At 69.3% G+C, this 14,686-nt stretch carries 17 protein-coding genes; 11 read left to right on the forward strand and 6 right to left on the reverse strand.

Annotated features, from left to right (window positions below; translation table 11 throughout):
* Nucleotides 1–17: 17 nt before the first annotated feature.
* The gene (locus MD221_RS03550; protein WP_242107861.1) at nt 18–1,181 is read right to left on the reverse strand and encodes an acyl-CoA dehydrogenase family protein; all 1,164 of its coding nucleotides are present in this window, start codon (nt 1,179–1,181) and stop codon (nt 18–20) included.
* Between the two features lie 167 nt (nt 1,182–1,348).
* The gene (locus MD221_RS03555; protein ID WP_242107862.1) at nt 1,349–2,176 is read right to left on the reverse strand and encodes a glycine zipper 2TM domain-containing protein; all 828 of its coding nucleotides are present in this window, start codon (nt 2,174–2,176) and stop codon (nt 1,349–1,351) included.
* Nucleotides 2,177–2,373: 197 nt separating this feature from the next.
* On the opposite strand from MD221_RS03555, the gene MD221_RS03560 reads away from it, so the two are divergent.
* Entirely contained in the window at nt 2,374–2,604 is a 231-nt protein-coding gene (locus MD221_RS03560; protein ID WP_242107864.1) for a DUF6116 family protein, read from the forward strand.
* A gap of 7 nt (nt 2,605–2,611) precedes the next feature.
* Complete coding sequence (locus MD221_RS03565; RefSeq protein WP_242108577.1) at nt 2,612–3,394, forward strand: TatD family hydrolase; 783 nt, start codon at nt 2,612–2,614, stop codon at nt 3,392–3,394.
* Nucleotides 3,395–3,418: 24 nt separating this feature from the next.
* Here the strand turns inward: MD221_RS03565 and MD221_RS17615 are convergent, their stop codons facing one another.
* On the reverse strand, nt 3,419–3,853 hold the full coding sequence (locus MD221_RS17615) for a TonB C-terminal domain-containing protein (RefSeq protein ID WP_425602193.1): 435 nt from the start codon (nt 3,851–3,853) through the stop codon (nt 3,419–3,421).
* Nucleotides 3,854–3,909: 56 nt separating this feature from the next.
* Nucleotides 3,910–4,815: a tRNA threonylcarbamoyladenosine dehydratase gene (locus MD221_RS03575; protein ID WP_242107865.1), complete on the reverse strand. Its 906-nt coding sequence runs from the start codon at nt 4,813–4,815 to the stop codon at nt 3,910–3,912.
* 58 nt (nt 4,816–4,873) lie between these two features.
* Here MD221_RS03575 and MD221_RS03580 point away from each other — a divergent pair, with 58 nt between their 5' ends.
* The 3 genes from MD221_RS03580 to MD221_RS03590 all read left to right on the forward strand — a co-directional run bounded on the left by MD221_RS03580 (nt 4,874) and on the right by MD221_RS03590 (nt 7,224).
* Nucleotides 4,874–5,317: a cytochrome c gene (locus MD221_RS03580; protein WP_242107867.1), complete on the forward strand. Its 444-nt coding sequence runs from the start codon at nt 4,874–4,876 to the stop codon at nt 5,315–5,317.
* 138 nt (nt 5,318–5,455) lie between these two features.
* Nucleotides 5,456–5,926 (forward strand): glycine zipper 2TM domain-containing protein, encoded by a 471-nt coding sequence (locus tag MD221_RS03585; protein WP_242107869.1) that lies wholly within the window; start codon nt 5,456–5,458, stop codon nt 5,924–5,926.
* Between the two features lie 191 nt (nt 5,927–6,117).
* Nucleotides 6,118–7,224 carry a M35 family metalloendopeptidase gene (locus MD221_RS03590; protein ID WP_242107871.1) on the forward strand — a complete coding sequence of 369 codons (1,107 nt, stop codon included), beginning with the start codon at nt 6,118–6,120 and terminating at the stop codon, nt 7,222–7,224.
* A gap of 89 nt (nt 7,225–7,313) precedes the next feature.
* On the opposite strand, the gene MD221_RS03595 is transcribed toward MD221_RS03590, so the two are convergent.
* The gene (locus tag MD221_RS03595) at nt 7,314–7,529 is read right to left on the reverse strand and encodes a cold-shock protein (RefSeq protein WP_242107873.1); all 216 of its coding nucleotides are present in this window, start codon (nt 7,527–7,529) and stop codon (nt 7,314–7,316) included.
* A 350-nt stretch (nt 7,530–7,879) separates the two neighbouring features.
* Here MD221_RS03595 and MD221_RS03600 point away from each other — a divergent pair, with 350 nt between their 5' ends.
* From MD221_RS03600 to MD221_RS03615, 4 genes are all read left to right on the forward strand, one after another.
* Nucleotides 7,880–8,380, forward strand: a complete 501-nt coding sequence (locus MD221_RS03600) for a DUF456 domain-containing protein (RefSeq protein WP_242107875.1) — start codon at nt 7,880–7,882, stop codon at nt 8,378–8,380.
* A gap of 71 nt (nt 8,381–8,451) precedes the next feature.
* Nucleotides 8,452–9,741, forward strand: a complete 1,290-nt coding sequence (locus tag MD221_RS03605; RefSeq protein ID WP_242107877.1) for a mechanosensitive ion channel family protein — start codon at nt 8,452–8,454, stop codon at nt 9,739–9,741.
* Nucleotides 9,738–10,931 carry a phospholipase A gene (locus tag MD221_RS03610; RefSeq protein ID WP_242107879.1) on the forward strand — a complete coding sequence of 398 codons (1,194 nt, stop codon included), beginning with the start codon at nt 9,738–9,740 and terminating at the stop codon, nt 10,929–10,931. The genes MD221_RS03605 and MD221_RS03610 overlap by 4 nt, the downstream gene beginning before the upstream one ends.
* 76 nt (nt 10,932–11,007) lie before the next feature.
* Nucleotides 11,008–12,141 carry a sterol desaturase family protein gene (locus MD221_RS03615; protein ID WP_242107881.1) on the forward strand — a complete coding sequence of 378 codons (1,134 nt, stop codon included), beginning with the start codon at nt 11,008–11,010 and terminating at the stop codon, nt 12,139–12,141.
* Nucleotides 12,142–12,755: 614 nt separating this feature from the next.
* Here the strand turns inward: MD221_RS03615 and MD221_RS03620 are convergent.
* On the reverse strand, nt 12,756–13,124 hold the full coding sequence (locus tag MD221_RS03620) for a winged helix-turn-helix transcriptional regulator (protein ID WP_242107883.1): 369 nt from the start codon (nt 13,122–13,124) through the stop codon (nt 12,756–12,758).
* A 114-nt stretch (nt 13,125–13,238) separates the two neighbouring features.
* Between MD221_RS03620 and MD221_RS03625 the strand changes: the two genes are divergently transcribed.
* Together MD221_RS03625 and MD221_RS03630 are read left to right on the forward strand one after the other, a co-directional pair.
* Nucleotides 13,239–14,108 (forward strand): N-acyl homoserine lactonase family protein, encoded by an 870-nt coding sequence (locus MD221_RS03625; protein ID WP_242107886.1) that lies wholly within the window; start codon nt 13,239–13,241, stop codon nt 14,106–14,108.
* A 77-nt stretch (nt 14,109–14,185) separates the two neighbouring features.
* The gene (locus MD221_RS03630) at nt 14,186–14,677 is read left to right on the forward strand and encodes a hypothetical protein (protein ID WP_242107888.1); all 492 of its coding nucleotides are present in this window, start codon (nt 14,186–14,188) and stop codon (nt 14,675–14,677) included.
* Nucleotides 14,678–14,686 lie beyond the last annotated feature (9 nt).

The following is a 14,686-nucleotide window of genomic DNA, read 5'->3' on the forward strand; positions in this document are numbered from 1 at the left end:
GCGGAAGTGCGCGAACCTCAGAACGCGTTGATGCCCGTCAGCTCGCGCCCCACCACCAGCTGATGCACGGTCTCGGTGCCCTCGTAGGTGATCACCGACTCCAGGTTCAGGCCGTGGCGGATCGGGCAATGCTCGGTGGTGATGCCGGCGCCGCCGAGCAGGTCGCGCGCCTCGCGGGCGATGTCGATGGCCATGCGGCAGTTGTTCCACTTCGCCAGCGACACCTGGGTGGGCTGCATGTTGCCGGCGTCCTTCAGGCGGCCGAGCTGCAGCGACAGCAGCTGCGCGGCGGTGATGCGGCGCGCCCAGTCGGCCATCTTGAGCTGCGCGCTCTGCGTGGCCGCCACCGGGCGGTTGAACAGGATGCGTTCCTTGGAATAGTTCAGCGCCTCGTCCAGGCAGGCGATGGCCGCGCCGATCGGGCCCCAGGTGATGCCGTAGCGCGCCTGGGTCAGGCAGCCGAGCGGGCCCTTCAGTCCCTTGACGTTGGGCAGGCGGTTGGCGTCGGGAACGCGCACGTTGTCGAAGTACAGCGCGCTGGTCACCGAGGCGCGCAGGCTCATCTTGTGCTTGATCTCCTGCGCGGCGAAGCCGGCGAAGCCCTTCTCGACGATGAAGCCCTGGATGCCCTCGTCGGTCTGCGCCCAGACGATGGCGATGTCGGCCAGGTTGCCGTTGGTGATCCACATCTTGGAGCCGTTGAGCACCCAGTCGCCGCCGTCCCTGCGGGCATTGGTCTTCATGTTGGCCGGGTCGGAGCCGCCGTGCGGCTCGGTCAGGCCGAAGCAGCCGATCACCTTGCCGGCGGCCATGTCCGGCAGCCAGCGGCGGCGCTGCTCCTCGCTGCCATAGGCGTAGATCGGGTACATGCACAGCGAGGACTGCACGCTGGCGAAGCTGCGGATGCCCGAGTCGCCGCGCTCCAGCTCCTGGCAGATCAGGCCGTAGCTGACGGCGTTCAGGCCGGCGCAGCCGTATTCCTCGGGCAGCGAGGAGCCGAGCAGGCCGAGTTCGGCCATCTCCGGGATCAGTTCCTTGGGGAAACGCCCCTGGTCGAAGCATTCGCCGATGATCGGCAGCACCCGTTCGTCGGTGAACCGGGCCACGGTGTCCTGCACGGCGCGCTCCTCCTCGCTGAGCAGGGAGCGGACGTCGTAGAGGTCGTAGGGATGCAGGGCCATGGCGGGGAACGGTCTCGGGAAGGGGAATCGGGCATTTTAACCGTCCCCGCGCGCGCCATCGCGTCCGCAGGCGCAAAAAATCCGCGCAAAACAGACGAATTCCGAAAAAACGAACGGGGCCGGATCGCTCCGGCCCCGTATGGTGGACGCCCGCTGGTCGCGGCGGATCAGTTGCGGCTGGCGCCGCCGTTGTCGACCGAGGCGGTCTGGGTGACGACCTGGCCGTCGATCACCGGCAGGCGCTGGCCGGGCTCGCTGTCCATGCGCACGGTGCGCTCCTGGCCGTCGTAGCGGTAGGTGACGTCGTAGCCGACGGTGCGCTTCTCGTCGCCCAGGGCGATGCGGCTGCCCGGCTTGCTGCCGGTGCGCATGGTGCCGGTGGTGCCGTCCGGGTTGCGGTAGGTCACGTTGTAGGCCACCACGCGCGAGGACTGCGAGGTGTCGGAGACGGTGTGGCACTGGCGCTCGGTGCGGTCCACGACCTTGCCGCCGACGTGGCGACGGTCGATCTCGCGGCCGGCGAAGCCGCCGCCCACCGCGCCGGCGACGGTCGCCAGCTTGCGGCCGTTGCCCTTGCCCACCTGGTTGCCGATCAGGCCGCCGATGACGGCGCCGGCCACGGTGCCGCCGACGTTGCCGTCGCGCTCGGGCAGGCGCTCCTGGACCACGACGTCGTTGCAGACCTCGCGCGGGGTCGACTGGGTGGTGGTCTCGCGCACCGGCTCGGTGCCGATCACGGTGGCGTAGAGCTTCTCGGTGTTGGTGATCGGCTTGACATTGGTCACGTCCGCATACTCGACGCCACCGCCGGCCGGGATGCCGTTGCCCTGGGCGGCGTCGCCCTGCAGGGCCGGATCCTGGGCCAGGGCGGGATCGCCGGCCAGCTGCGCGGCGGTCGCCGGGGCATCGGGCTTGCGAGCGCTCTGGAAGGCGGCGACGGACACGCCACCGACGAGCAGTGCGGCAATGGCGATGGCGATCGTGTTCTTGTTCATGGTGGCCTCTCGGTTGGGGTGGCGGATGACCCGCTCTACTGTCGGGAGGAATTGCAGCATTCGCCAGCTGAACGGCGCCCCGGCTGACGGCGCGCGAAGCTGACGGCGGGCTAAACTCGATGGTAGGGCACACCGCGTTTCGCGCCCGTCAAAGCCCCATCTTTGCCGCATCCGTTCCGTCCGCCCGAGGCCCTTCCATGCCCAACCCCCTGCTCGCTCCCGTGCTGCGCTGGTTCGGCCGCCTGAGCTATCCCAAGCTGCTGGTGTTCACGGCCGCCCTGTTCGTCCTCGACACCCTGGTGCTGGACCCGATCCCGTTCGTCGACGAGCTGCTGCTCGGCCTCGGTACCCTGCTGCTGGCGAACTGGAAGCGGGACAAGAAGCCCGCGCCGGGCGGAGCCATCGACGGCGAAGCCACGCGCCGCTGAGCGGTCGATCGCGATGCTGGTCGACAGCCACGTCCACCTGGACGCCCCGGAGTTCGACGCCGACCGCGACGCGGTGCTGCGGCGCGCGCGCGAGGCGGGCGTGACGCGGCAGATCGTGCCGGCCATCCATGCCGCCGGCTGGCCGGCGCTGCGCGAGATCTGCGCCTCCGGCGACGGCCTCCATCCCGCCTACGGCCTGCACCCGATGTATCTGTCCGAGCATCGCGAAGCGGACCTGGCGGCGCTGCGCGACTGGGTCGAGCGCGAGCGCCCGGTCGCCGTCGGCGAGTGCGGGCTGGACTATTTCGTCGAGGGCCTCGATCACGCCGCCCAGCAGCGTTATTTCGACGGGCAGCTGCGCCTGGCGCGCGAATTCGACCTGCCGGTGATCGTGCACGCGCGCCGCGCCGTCGATGCGGTGATCGCCTCGATCCGCCGCGTCGGCGGATTGCGCGGCGTGGTGCACAGCTTTTCCGGCAGTCCGGAGCAGGCGCGGCAACTGTGGGACCTCAGCTTCCTGCTCGGCCTGGGCGGACCGGTCACCTACGAACGCGCCCGCCGCCTGCGCAAGCTGGCCGCGAGCATGCCGTTGGAGTTTCTGCTGCTGGAAACCGATGCGCCGGACCAGCCGGATGCGAACATCCGCGGCCAGCGTAATGAGCCGGCGCGGCTGGCCGCCGTTTGCGAAGCCATCGCCGCCCTGCGTGAGGCGCCTGTGGACGAGATCGCGCGGATCACCGGGGCGAACGCGCACCGGCTGTTCCGGCTGGACGCCCGCGCCGCGGCGTGAGCGCGCCGTACGAGCAGATGGCGATCACTCGTCGCTGGCCACGAAGCTCAGCAGCAACTGCTCAGTGAAAACCTGTTCGAACCCGCGGTACGGAAGCGGCTGCGCCTTCAGGACGGCCGCCTCGACCGATCTTTTCGCCGCATCGTCATACGGGCAACTCGGATCGACTCCAACCGTCACGACCTCGCCCCCCGGCAATTGACGGATCCGGACCAGACAGCGCACCCCGCTCGGGACCGAAGCAGGGCGTGTCCAGCTGGACAGAATCCGCGTCCGCAGGGCAGTCGCGTAAGCAGCCACAAGCTGCGCCGACGGTTTCGCACCCTTGTCTCCATGCGCGATCGCAGATCTTGGCGCCACATCCGCCGCGACCGCCTGCCCGCCGTCCCGCGCTTGCGCGCCGACCGTCATTGGCCATGACAACAACGCCGCCAACAGCGCGGACGAGGGAATTTTCACGTTTTCTCTCCGTTTCCCCGGATTTTTCCGCAAGTATCTTCCACCGTGAAAGCCGCTCAGGAGGCTTTCGTCTTCAACAGCATCTCCAATGCCTTACCGGCCGCCGCGAACGCGAACGCGCCGGTGATGTGGGTGGCGGCGCCGAGCCCGGCCCCGCAGTCGAGCTTGAGCGCGGCGTCCGCGCCCAGTTGCGGACGCAGGCCGCAGACGCTGCCGTCGGCCTGGGGATAGCGCACGTTCTCCAGCGAGTACACGGCCGGCACGCCGAAATAGCGCTTGGCGCCCTTCGGGAAGTTGAACTCGCCGCGCAGCTTCTTGCGCACCAGCGCCAGCATCGCATCGTGCTCGGTGCGCGAGAGATCGCGCACCCGCACCAGGGTCGGATCGACCCGGCCGCCGGCGGAGCCGACGGTCACGATCGGCTGCTTGCGGCGCCGGCACCAGGCGATCATCTCGACCTTGCTGCGGAAACTGTCGCAGGCGTCCACGACCAGGTCGAAGCCCGGGCCGAGCAGCGTCTCCATGTTCGAGGGCGTGAGGAAGCTCGCCAGCGGGCGCGCCTCGATGCCGGGATTGACGGCGCGGCAGCGCTCGGCCATGGCCTCGGCCTTGCCGCGTCCGTACTGTCCTTCCAGCGCCGGCAACTGGCGGTTGGTGTTGGACACGCACAGATCGTCGGCGTCGATCAGCGTCATCGCGCCGACGCCGCTGCGCGCCAGCGCCTCGACCAGCCAGGAACCGACGCCGCCCAGTCCCACCACCGCGACGTGGCAGGCCGCGAAGCGCGCCAGGGCGCCGCGCCCGTACAGGCGGTCGATGCCGGCGAAGCGCTCTCGCCAGGGTGCCTCGTCGCGCGCGAAAGCCGAGGCCGCTGCGGCCTGGGCAGGGATCGCCGTTGCGGCGGTCACGTCGATGGGGGTGGCGGCCGCCTCGGCGACGGCCCGGTGACGGGAAGCGTGCATGCGCATAGTCTAACTGCCGCGCATGCTATGGTCGGCCGGAGCCAGCCAGGAGCACGCCATGTCGACCACGCCCAACCCCGCCCCGAAATCGTCCGCCTTTGGCCGCTACTTCTTCCTGTTCCTGATCGGGCTGGTGGTGGGCGCGATCGCCACGGTGATGGCGCTGCGCGCGATCGAGGCGCGCAAGGACCATTACCCGGACGCGGTGATGACGGTGATGCAGGCGCACGTGGGCCAGCTGAAGGCCAGCACCGAAGCCAACCGCTGCAGCGCCACCGACATCCTGCCGCACCTGCAGGCCCTGCGCACCATGTCCAACGACATCGAACCCGCCTTCGGCGACCTGCGCGAGGACGAGCGCTTCGCCAAGCACGCCAGCCAGCTGCGCGCCACCCTGGACGGCGCCCTCGCCTCGCCGCCGCTCAACTGCGCCGGCGCCGGCGCGGCCGCCGGCAAGATCGGCGAGGCCTGCAAGGCCTGCCACCAGGATTTCCGCGGCTGATCCCATCGCGCGCCCGCGCATGAATCGAGGCTGAGGCGGCGCTCCCCCACCGGCACGCGGTTGGAGGCGGGTTCACGCGTCCGCCTCTAAGTTCGAATCGACGCGGAATCCCGCCGCGAACCTGATTCGGAGGATGCCATGAAGATTCGTCTGCTCGGTGCCGGCGCCGTCATCGCCATGCTCGCGGCCGCAGGCTGCGCCACCACCTCGCCCGGCTACGGCGGCGGCTATGGCGGCGGCTCCTACGGCAGCGGCAACTGCAGCGACTGCGGCACAGTGACCCGCATCGAAACCGTCGCCCGCGGCGAGAACGTGCCCAACGCCACCGGCGCGGTGCTCGGCGGCATCGTCGGCGCGGCCGCGGCGCGCGAGATCGCCGACCACAACACCGACAGCAAGGGCCGCAAGAACACGGCGACCGTGGCCGGCGCGGTCGGCGGCGCCCTGGCCGGCAACGCCATCCAGAACCGCGTGCAGGCCTCGAGCACCTACCGCGTCTACGTGCGCTTCAACGACGGCCGCACCACCACCTTCACCCAAAGCGACCTGGGCGGCATCCGCGAAGGCTCGTATGTCGAGGTCCGCGGCGGCACCGCCTATCTGCGCTGAGGCGACCTGCGCTCCGAGCCAAGGAAATGCCCGCTCCGGCGGGCATTTTCTTTTTCTCATGACGCGCTTGTCACGATCATGAATATTGCTGCATCTGCAGCGTGATCGCCCGCGAGCCGAGGCGCTAACGTGGACGGACAGGGAAGGCCCTCATCCGTCCACCGACCACCACCATGCGGGGAAACACATCGATGAAAAGCACCGTCTTGAGCGTCGCCGTAGGAACCGTCCTGCTCGGGGCCAGCATCACCGGCACCGCCGCCCAGCCCTCCACCAGCTTCAATCCGCTGCGCGTGGAAATGCGCGCGGCCGGCGCCAAGGCCGGAGCGCTGCTGGGCGTGGTGGACGTGGTCATCACCAATACCAGCAGCAACACCGTCCGCGTCCCCAAGCAGCGCCTTCCCTCCGATGACCTCGAGGCCAGCCTGTTCCAGGTCAGCCGCGACGGCAAGCCGGTCGCCTACGAAGGCAAGCTGGTCAAGCGCGGCCTGCCCCAGGCCGAGGACTTCGCCGTCCTCAAGCCCGGCCAGCAATACCGCGTCCAGGTCGACCTTTCCGGCGCATACGACCTGAGCCGGAGCGGCTACTACTCGGTCACGCTGCGCTCCCCGCTGCAGCACGCCTCGGTCGCCGGCCAGGGCGCCGGCACCGGCATGCTGAAGGCCCTCAACGGACAACCCCTGGAACTGCGCAGCACGCCCCTGCGGCTGTGGGTGGACGGCAGCGACCAGCTCGGCGCGGTGCTGAAGAAGGGCAAGCCCGGCGGCGGCGGCACCCTGGTCAACGGCATCACCTACAAGGGCTGCACCACCACGCGCATGAACAGCATCGACCAGGCGATCACCGCGGCGCGCAACTACACCGAGAACAGCAAGAACTACCTCAATGCCGGCACCGCCGGCCCGCGCTACACCACCTGGTTCGGCAGCTACACCAGCTCGCGCTACAACACCGCCAAGCAGCACTTCACGGCCATCGACAGCGCCATGGACCAGAACGGCGGACAGATCACCGTCAACTGCGGCTGCAGCAGCAGCGCCTATGCCTACGTGTACCCGAACCAGCCCTACGAGATCTACGTCTGCAAGGCTTTCTGGTCGGCGCCGGTCACCGGCACCGATTCCAAGGCCGGCACCCTGGTCCACGAGATGAGCCACTTCAATGTCGTGGCCGGAACCGACGACGTGGTCTACGGCCAGAGCGGCGCCAAGAACCTGGCGCTGACCGATCCCAACGGCGCGCTCAACAACGCCGACAGCCACGAGTACTTCGCCGAGAACAACCCGGCGCAGAACTGAGCGGGACCAGGCCGCAACGAAAAAACCCCCGGCATCGCTGCCGGGGGTTTTCGTTTGGCCGGTACCTGCCGGTTGCGGCGGGTGGCTGGTTACAGCGGCTGTACGGCGTCCGCCTGCAGGCCCTTCTGGCCCTGCACGACGGTGAAGCTGACCTTCTGGCCTTCCTTCAGGCTCTTGAAGCCCTGGGACTGGATCGCGCGGAAATGCACGAACACGTCCTCGCCGTTCTCGCGGCTGATGAAGCCGAAGCCCTTTGCATCGTTGAACCACTTCACGGTTCCGTTTTCGCGAGCACCCTCTGACATCAGTATCACTCCCCGTAAACAGTCTGGTGTGGAACGCCGGCCATCTCTGGCGATGTATCGGCGGCTGGTCGCAAGCAGGAAGCGAAATGGAACGGTGTCGCGGATCGGTGGAGCCGGCAGCACGTATCGAACGCATCCAGGCCCCAGTACCTTGGGGCCTTGACAAACGCAGCGCAAGCAAATTAACCCGGCACTTGTGAAAATGCAATCTGCTCGCCGGCGCCCGCCCGGCGGCGGATTTTCCGGGCGTTTCGGACGCGCAAGCCGTTGTATTGCCGATAATATCCGCAACGCGCGTCTCATATTCGGCCCGGCCGGGCGGCGCCTTCCCTTCCCTCCACAGGACTCCCATGGACCTGCAAGTCGTCTGGTACCTGATCGCCGCCCTGATGATGCTGGTCGGCCTGCTCGGCATCGTGCTGCCGGCGCTGCCCGGCGTGCCGCTGATCTTCGCCGGCATGCTGGTCGCCGCCGCCGCCGACGGATTCGAGCGCGTGCAATGGTGGTGGCTGCTGATCCTCGGCGTGCTGACGCTGGTCTCGGTCGCGGTCGATTTCTGGGCCACGGCCGTCGGCGCCAAGCGCGTCGGCGCCAGCCGCAAGGCGCTGCTCGGCGCGGTGATCGGCACCTTCGCCGGATTGTTCTTCGGGCCGATCGGGCTGTTCGTCGGCCCCTTCGCCGGCGCGGCGCTGGGCGAGCTGTGGCATGGGCGCGCCATCGACTCGCAGCGCGTCGGCCAGGCGGCCAAGGTGGGGCTCGGCACCTGGCTCGGAATCGCCCTGGGCGTCGCGCTGAAAATCGCGCTCGCCTGCACGATGTTCGCGCTGTTCGCCCTGGCGTGGTGGCGCTGAGGCCACCGCGCACCGGCGGCGGGGCGCGCCGGGTAGACTGGCCCGTCGCCGATCGCGCCCTTGCCCGCCCCATGAACCCGCTTCGCCAACACCTGATCCGTCTGCTGCTGCTCTGCCTGCTGTCGCTGGCGGCACCCGTCCTGGCCGCGGCCGATCCGGTCGCGGCGGCCGACGCGAAAGCGGTCGCCGTCCTGCGCACCCAGCTGGCGGCCGCCGAGGGCCTGAAGAACGTCACCGCGACCGTCGAGGCCGGCGTGGCAAGGCTCGACGGCACGGTGCTCGAGCTGGAGCAGCGCAAGCAGGCCGGCGACATCGCCACCGCCGTCCCCGGCGTGACCTCGGTGCAGAACGCCATCACGCTCGACAGCAACCTGCACAACCGCTTCCTGGCCGCCTACGAACAGGTCACCGGCAAGCTGCTCAAGCTGCTGGCCGCGCTGCCGCTGCTGGTGTTCGCGGCGCTGATCGTGCTGGCCGCGGTGTGGCTGGGCCGCTTCCTGGCGCGCCGGCTGCATTGGCTGCGCCTGCGCAGCGACAACCCGTACATGAACAATCTGGTGCGCCGCACCATCCAGACGGTGACGGTGCTGGTCGGCATCCTGCTCGCCCTGGACCTGCTCGGCGCCACCTCGCTGGTCGGCGCCCTGCTCGGTTCGGCGGGCCTGGTGGGACTGGCGCTGGGCTTCGCCTTCAAGGACATCGCCGAGAACTACATCGCCGGCATCCTGCTGAGCATGCAGCGGCCGTTCTCGCCCGGCGAGCACGTCAAGATCGACGCCTACGAGGGCAAGATCGTGGCGCTGACCTCGCGCGCGACGCTGCTGCTCACGCTCGACGGCAACCAGCTGCGCCTGCCCAACGCCCTGGTCTTCAAGTCGGTGCTGCTGAACTATTCGCAGAATCCGAACCGACGCTTCGAATTCGTGATCACCATCGACGGCGCGCAGTCGATTCGCGAGGCGCAGACGCTCGGCACCGCGGCGATGGCCAGGGTCGAGGGCGTGCTCGTCGACCCGGCGCCGTCCTGGGTGGTGGTCGACTACACGCCCAACGGCACCGGCCTGCGCTACTACGGCTGGGTCGACCAGCGCGTCAACGACCTCGGCAAGGTGCGCAGCGAGGCGATCCGCGCGGTGAAGGCCGCCTACGCGCGCGCCGGCATCGAATCGCCGCGCACGGTCTATCACGTCGTCACCTCGCGCGAACGCGGTCAGGCCGAGGATGCGTCCGCGCCGGTCGAGCCGCTGCACGACAAGGACATCGACACCTCGGTCAACACCGACATCGACGACCAGCTCGCCGCCGCGCAACGCGCCGACGAAGGCCGCAACATGCTCGAGCCCGGAGTTCCCCCGCCATGACCCACGCCCGGCGCAACGCCGCCCCGCCCTCGACCGGACCTTACCTCGCCGCCCTGGCCTTCTCCGGCCTGGCCCTGTCCGGCCTGTTCCTCGCCTGCGGCTGCGCGTTCGCGCAATCCCCGCCGGCGGCCGGCATCGAGGCCTGCACCGCGGTGGAGAACGACGCCACGCGCCTGGCCTGCTACGACGCCGCGGCCGGCCGCAAGAGCCTGAGCCCGGCGCAGGCCGACGCCGCCGCGCAGACCGCGAAGGAGGAGCGCGCGGCGGCGAGCGACGCCGAGCGCACCGCGCTGTCGCAGAAGGAACGCGCCAAGCGCGCCTTCAGCGACCTGTACCGCTCCGAGCCCGGCGAGGACGCCCTGGCCAACGCCGGCAAGGGCTCGCTGCTCGACAGCCGCTGGGAGCTGGCCAAGGACTCCAAGCTCGGCACCTTCAATTTCCGCGCCTACAAGCCGGTCTACCTGTTCCCGGTGTTCTGGAGCAGCAAGCAGAACACCACGCCGACCTCGCCCAACCCGCTCAACACCGTCACCACGCCGCAGGACCTGGACGATTTCGAGGCCAAGTTCCAGATCAGCTTCAAGACCAAGGCGCTGGAGAACCTGTTCGGCGACAACGGCGACCTGTGGATGGGCTACACGCAGAGCTCGCGCTGGCAGGTCTACAACGCCGAGGCGTCGCGGCCGTTCCGCGAGACCAACTACGAGCCGGAAGTGCTGCTGGTGTTCCGCAACAACTACAGCATCGGCGGCTGGAAGGGGCGAATGAGCGCGATCGGCATCAACCACCAGTCCAACGGCCGCGCCGACCCTCTCTCGCGCAGCTGGAACCGGGTGATGTTCAACTTCGGCTTCGACCGCGAGAACTGGGCGGTGATGCTGCGGCCGTGGATCCGCGTCTCGGAGAGCGGCAAGGACGACGACAACCCGGACATCTCCGACTACATGGGACGCGGCGACATGACCGTCGTCCACACCATGGGCCAGCACCAGTTCTCGCTGATGGCGCGCCATTCGCTGCGCGGCGGCGACCGCTCGCATGGCGCGCTGCAGTTCGACTGGGGCTTCCCGATCCACAACCAGCTGCGCGGCCACCTGCAGGTCTTCGACGGCTACGGCGAGAGCCTGATCGACTACAACCACCGGGCGACCTACATCGGCCTGGGCGTATCGCTCATGGAGTGGTACTGACCTCCCGGACCCGGCGCCCGGCCGCCGCGATCGGCTATGCTGTCGCCGAACGGCAACATCGAACGGATATCGACCCATGCCCTCCGCACAGCCGCGGCAGCACCGCTCCTTCTTCGCCTACGCCTCCGCCATGCTGGGATCGCTCAGCCTGCTGGCGGTGCTGTGCTTCCACTTCCCGGAACTGCTGACCAGCAAGGAGTTCCGCGCCGTCTACAACGAGACCTTCGCCCGCCACCTGCTGCTGGTCGGGCTGGTGGCGGCGTTCGTGCTGGGCACGCTCGCCATCCTGCGCGACCGCAACAAGCGCATCGCGCTGATCGGCGTCGGCGGCGCCACGCTGGCGGTGCTGCTGGGCGGCACCAACGTGCAGTTCGACGCCATCGGCCAGACGCCCTACTCGCTCGGCCTGGACTGGTTCGTGATCTCGCTGTTCTTCTCGGCGCTGGTGTTCGTGCCGCTGGAACGCTATCTCGGCCAGAAGCAGATCTCGCCGCTGCGGCCGGGCTGGCGCACCGACGTGGCCTACTTCTTCATGAGCCACGTGCTGGTGCAGTTCATCCTGATCCTGGTCACCGCCTCCACCTCGACCATCGCCGGCCTGGCGGCCTTCCCCGGCCTGAAGGCGGCGATCCAGTCGCTGCCGGTCTGGGCGCAATTCCTGATCGCGGTGTTCGTCGCCGACATGGCGCAGGCGCTGCTGCATCGGGCGTACCACAACATCCCCTGGCTCTGGCGCTTCCACGCCGTGCACCACTCCAGCCGCGAAATGGACTGGCTGGCCGGCTCGCGCATCCATTTCGTGGAGATCGTGCTCACCCGCAGCGCGGTACTGCTGCCGCTGCTGATCCTGGGCTTCTCGACCTCGGCGGTGAACGCCTACGTGATCCTGGTGGGCCTGCAGGCGGTGCTCGCGCACGCCAACCTCGGCATCCGTTTCGGCAGGATGTTCGGCTGGCTGGAGTACCTGCTGGTGCTGCCGCGCTACCACCACTGGCACCACGCCCGCCAGTACGAGTACATCGACGTCAACTACGCGATCCACCTGCCGCTGGTGGACATGCTGATGGGCACCTTCAAGCTGCCCCGCGACCAGGGCGCCTGGCCGCAGGAATACGGCGTGATGAAGCTGGAGACCGTGCCGCGCGGCATCGTCGAGCAGCACCTGATGCCCTTCCGCAAACGCAAGACCTACGAGGACCACGTGGCCTGACGCCACGCCCGGGGGACGCGCCGTGTCCTTCTTCAAATCGCTGTTCGGCCGCGCCGGCGGCCCCGGACCCGGCGCCGACCGCACCGAGTCGATCCTGCGCGAACACCTGGACGGCGACTTCGTGGTCTTTCCGCTGGCCGAAACGGCGACCGCGCCCGCGCAGCTCGAGGCCATCGGCAAGGCCCACGGCGTGCGCTATCCGGCCGAGTACGTCGCCCACGTGTGCGGCACATTCCCCGGCCTGCACCTGGAGGTGAAGGAGGCGATCTGGCGGCGTCCGAAGGTGTTCGACGTCGGGCCGTTCTGGACCTTCCTGTACGGGCTGAACACCTACACCTCCGCGCCGGAGAGCGAGGAATGGATGCGGCTGGACGCGGCGGCGTCCAGGTTCCGGCAGGACACCGGGCTGGCCGCGGCGCCGATCCTGGCCGTGATCAACGATCCCGACGTCTATTGCGCCCTGCCGGACGGGACGCTGGCGGCATCGCCACGGGACCAACGAGCTCGAGCCCGTGGCGCTGGATTTCTGGCAGCTGTTCGAGCAGGAAGTGGTCGCGCTGAAGGAACGCAAGCGGGCCAGGCAGTCCGGCGGCGCGCCGGCCGCCGCGTGAGCGTCAGCAGTTCGACGCGGCGTCCCGCCCGTCCTCGACCTTGCCTCGCGCCGCATCGCGGCGCATGCCCCAGGCGCGCAGCGCCTCGATCACCGGGCGCAGCTCCTCGCCCTGCGCGCTGAGCCGGTACTCCACGCGCGGCGGGACCTCGGCGTAGACCTTGCGCACCACCAGCTCCTCGGCCTCCAGTTCGCGCAGCTGCTTGGTGAGCATGCGCTGCGTGATGCCGGGCAGGCGCCGCTGCAGCGCGTTGAAACGCTGCATTCCATCGCGCATGAGGTGGTACAGGATCAGGCCCTTCCACTTGCCGTTGATGGCATCGAGCGCGGTTTCGACCGCGCAGCGGCTGGTGTTTTCGGCGGAACGCGACATCGGCGGAAACCCCGGGCAGTATCCATTCTGATACTGCGTGCAGAAAAAGTGCGTACTTGCGGCGGTCGCCGGCGACTCTAGCATGGGCGCACCGTCCACTCGCGCGCACCGCCGATGCTTTCCGACACGCCCTCCTTTCCGCTGCGCCTGTTCGCCGCCTGCCTGCTGCTCCTGGCCGCGACGGCGCCCGTGCATGCGGCGCCCACGCAGGCCCCGCCCACCCTGCGCCTGTATGCCATCGACTGCGGCCACCTGGCCTTCAAGGACATGGGCCTGTTCTCCGACACCGGCGAATACGACGGCAAGCCCGGCGAGATGGCGGTGCCCTGTTTCCTGATCCGGCATCCCAAGGGCGACCTGATCTGGGACACCGGGCTCGGCGATGGCCTGGCCAGCCAGCCCGACACCATCTACAAGCCGCTCGGCATCACCGCGACGGTCAGGACCACGCTGGTCGCGCAACTGGCCGAACTCGGCCTGGCGCCGCAGGACATCGACTACCTCGCGCTCTCCCACCTGCATGCCGACCACGCCGGCAACGCCAACCTGTTCACGCGCGCGATCTGGCTGCTCAGCCGCAGGGAACTGGCCTGGGCCACGACCGAGCCGTCCCCGCCCGGCGTCGCGCCGGCGCTGTTCTCCGGCTACCGGCAGGCCAGGGTGACGTGGCTGGACCTCGACCACGACGTCTTCGGCGACGGCAGCGTGCGCATCCTGCGCGCGCCCGGCCACACCGCCGGCCACGCCGTGCTGATGCTGCAACTGGCGCACGCCGGCACGGTGATCCTCTCCGGCGACCTGTTCCACACGCGCGAGAACCGCCGCGATCGCCGCGTGCCGCCGGTGAACGACAGCCGCGCCGAGACGCTGGCCTCCTTCGATCGCATCGAGACGCTGCTGGCCAACCGCCACGCGCGCCTGGTCATCCAGCACGCGCCGGAGGACTTCGCGGCGCTGCCGGCATTCCCCGCCTACCTGGACTGAACGCCGGCGCGGACGGCGTGCAAGCCGGCGGCGGATGCGGCACCCTGTCGCCTTCGCCGCCCCGGAAAGGAATCGTCATGCCCGCCATCAAAGGCATCGTCTCCGCGCTGCCGCTCGCGTTCGCGCTCGCCGCCGTCAGCGCCGGCGCGCACGACCTGCCGCCGCCCGCCACCGGGCTCGATGCCGAGGCCCGCGCGCGCCTGGTCGGCGAGCACCTGCTCACCCTGCAGTGGCTGGGCTGGGGCGACCTGTCGCAGGCCGGCACGGCCACGATCCGCGACGACGGGGGCGCACTGGCGGTGGCGGGCCGGCAGGAGGGCACGGGCGAGAACGCCGGGGACTACCTCGAGATCGCCGGCAAGATCGTCTCCGCCGACCGCGACGGCTTCGTCTTCGCCGGCGAGATCCTCACCAAGGTCAACCATCTGGCCCAGGGCGCCGAATGCCGGCGCGAGGGCACCTTCCACTTCAAGGCCACGGGCAAGCGCCGCTACTGGCGGCTGCAGGAGATGGACAACCCCTGCGACACCGCCACCGACTACGTCGACCTCTACTTCCTGGGAATCTGAGGCGACGCG

The organism is Luteimonas aquatica, from assembly GCF_022662575.1.
Taxonomy (GTDB): domain Bacteria; phylum Pseudomonadota; class Gammaproteobacteria; order Xanthomonadales; family Xanthomonadaceae; genus Luteimonas; species Luteimonas aquatica.

Excerpts from the sequence above, each read along its gene's own strand:
- MD221_RS03590 (WP_242107871.1), top strand. The coding sequence starts at position 6,118 with ATGAAAAGCACCGTCTTGAGCGTCGCCGTAGGAACCGTCCTGCTCGGG.
- MD221_RS03615 (WP_242107881.1), top strand. The coding sequence starts at position 11,008 with ATGCCCTCCGCACAGCCGCGGCAGCACCGCTCCTTCTTCGCCTACGCC.
- MD221_RS03625 (WP_242107886.1), top strand. The coding sequence starts at position 13,239 with ATGCTTTCCGACACGCCCTCCTTTCCGCTGCGCCTGTTCGCCGCCTGC.
- MD221_RS03580 (WP_242107867.1), top strand. The coding sequence starts at position 4,874 with ATGTCGACCACGCCCAACCCCGCCCCGAAATCGTCCGCCTTTGGCCGC.
- MD221_RS03555 (WP_242107862.1), bottom strand. The coding sequence starts at position 2,176 with ATGAACAAGAACACGATCGCCATCGCCATTGCCGCACTGCTCGTCGGT.
- MD221_RS03630 (WP_242107888.1), top strand. The coding sequence starts at position 14,186 with ATGCCCGCCATCAAAGGCATCGTCTCCGCGCTGCCGCTCGCGTTCGCG.
- MD221_RS03560 (WP_242107864.1), top strand. The coding sequence starts at position 2,374 with ATGCCCAACCCCCTGCTCGCTCCCGTGCTGCGCTGGTTCGGCCGCCTG.
- MD221_RS03550 (WP_242107861.1), bottom strand. The coding sequence starts at position 1,181 with ATGGCCCTGCATCCCTACGACCTCTACGACGTCCGCTCCCTGCTCAGC.
- MD221_RS03585 (WP_242107869.1), top strand. The coding sequence starts at position 5,456 with ATGAAGATTCGTCTGCTCGGTGCCGGCGCCGTCATCGCCATGCTCGCG.
- MD221_RS03620 (WP_242107883.1), bottom strand. The coding sequence starts at position 13,124 with ATGTCGCGTTCCGCCGAAAACACCAGCCGCTGCGCGGTCGAAACCGCG.
- MD221_RS03595 (WP_242107873.1), bottom strand. The coding sequence starts at position 7,529 with ATGTCAGAGGGTGCTCGCGAAAACGGAACCGTGAAGTGGTTCAACGAT.
- MD221_RS03605 (WP_242107877.1), top strand. The coding sequence starts at position 8,452 with ATGAACCCGCTTCGCCAACACCTGATCCGTCTGCTGCTGCTCTGCCTG.
- MD221_RS03575 (WP_242107865.1), bottom strand. The coding sequence starts at position 4,815 with ATGCACGCTTCCCGTCACCGGGCCGTCGCCGAGGCGGCCGCCACCCCC.
- MD221_RS03600 (WP_242107875.1), top strand. The coding sequence starts at position 7,880 with ATGGACCTGCAAGTCGTCTGGTACCTGATCGCCGCCCTGATGATGCTG.
- MD221_RS03610 (WP_242107879.1), top strand. The coding sequence starts at position 9,738 with ATGACCCACGCCCGGCGCAACGCCGCCCCGCCCTCGACCGGACCTTAC.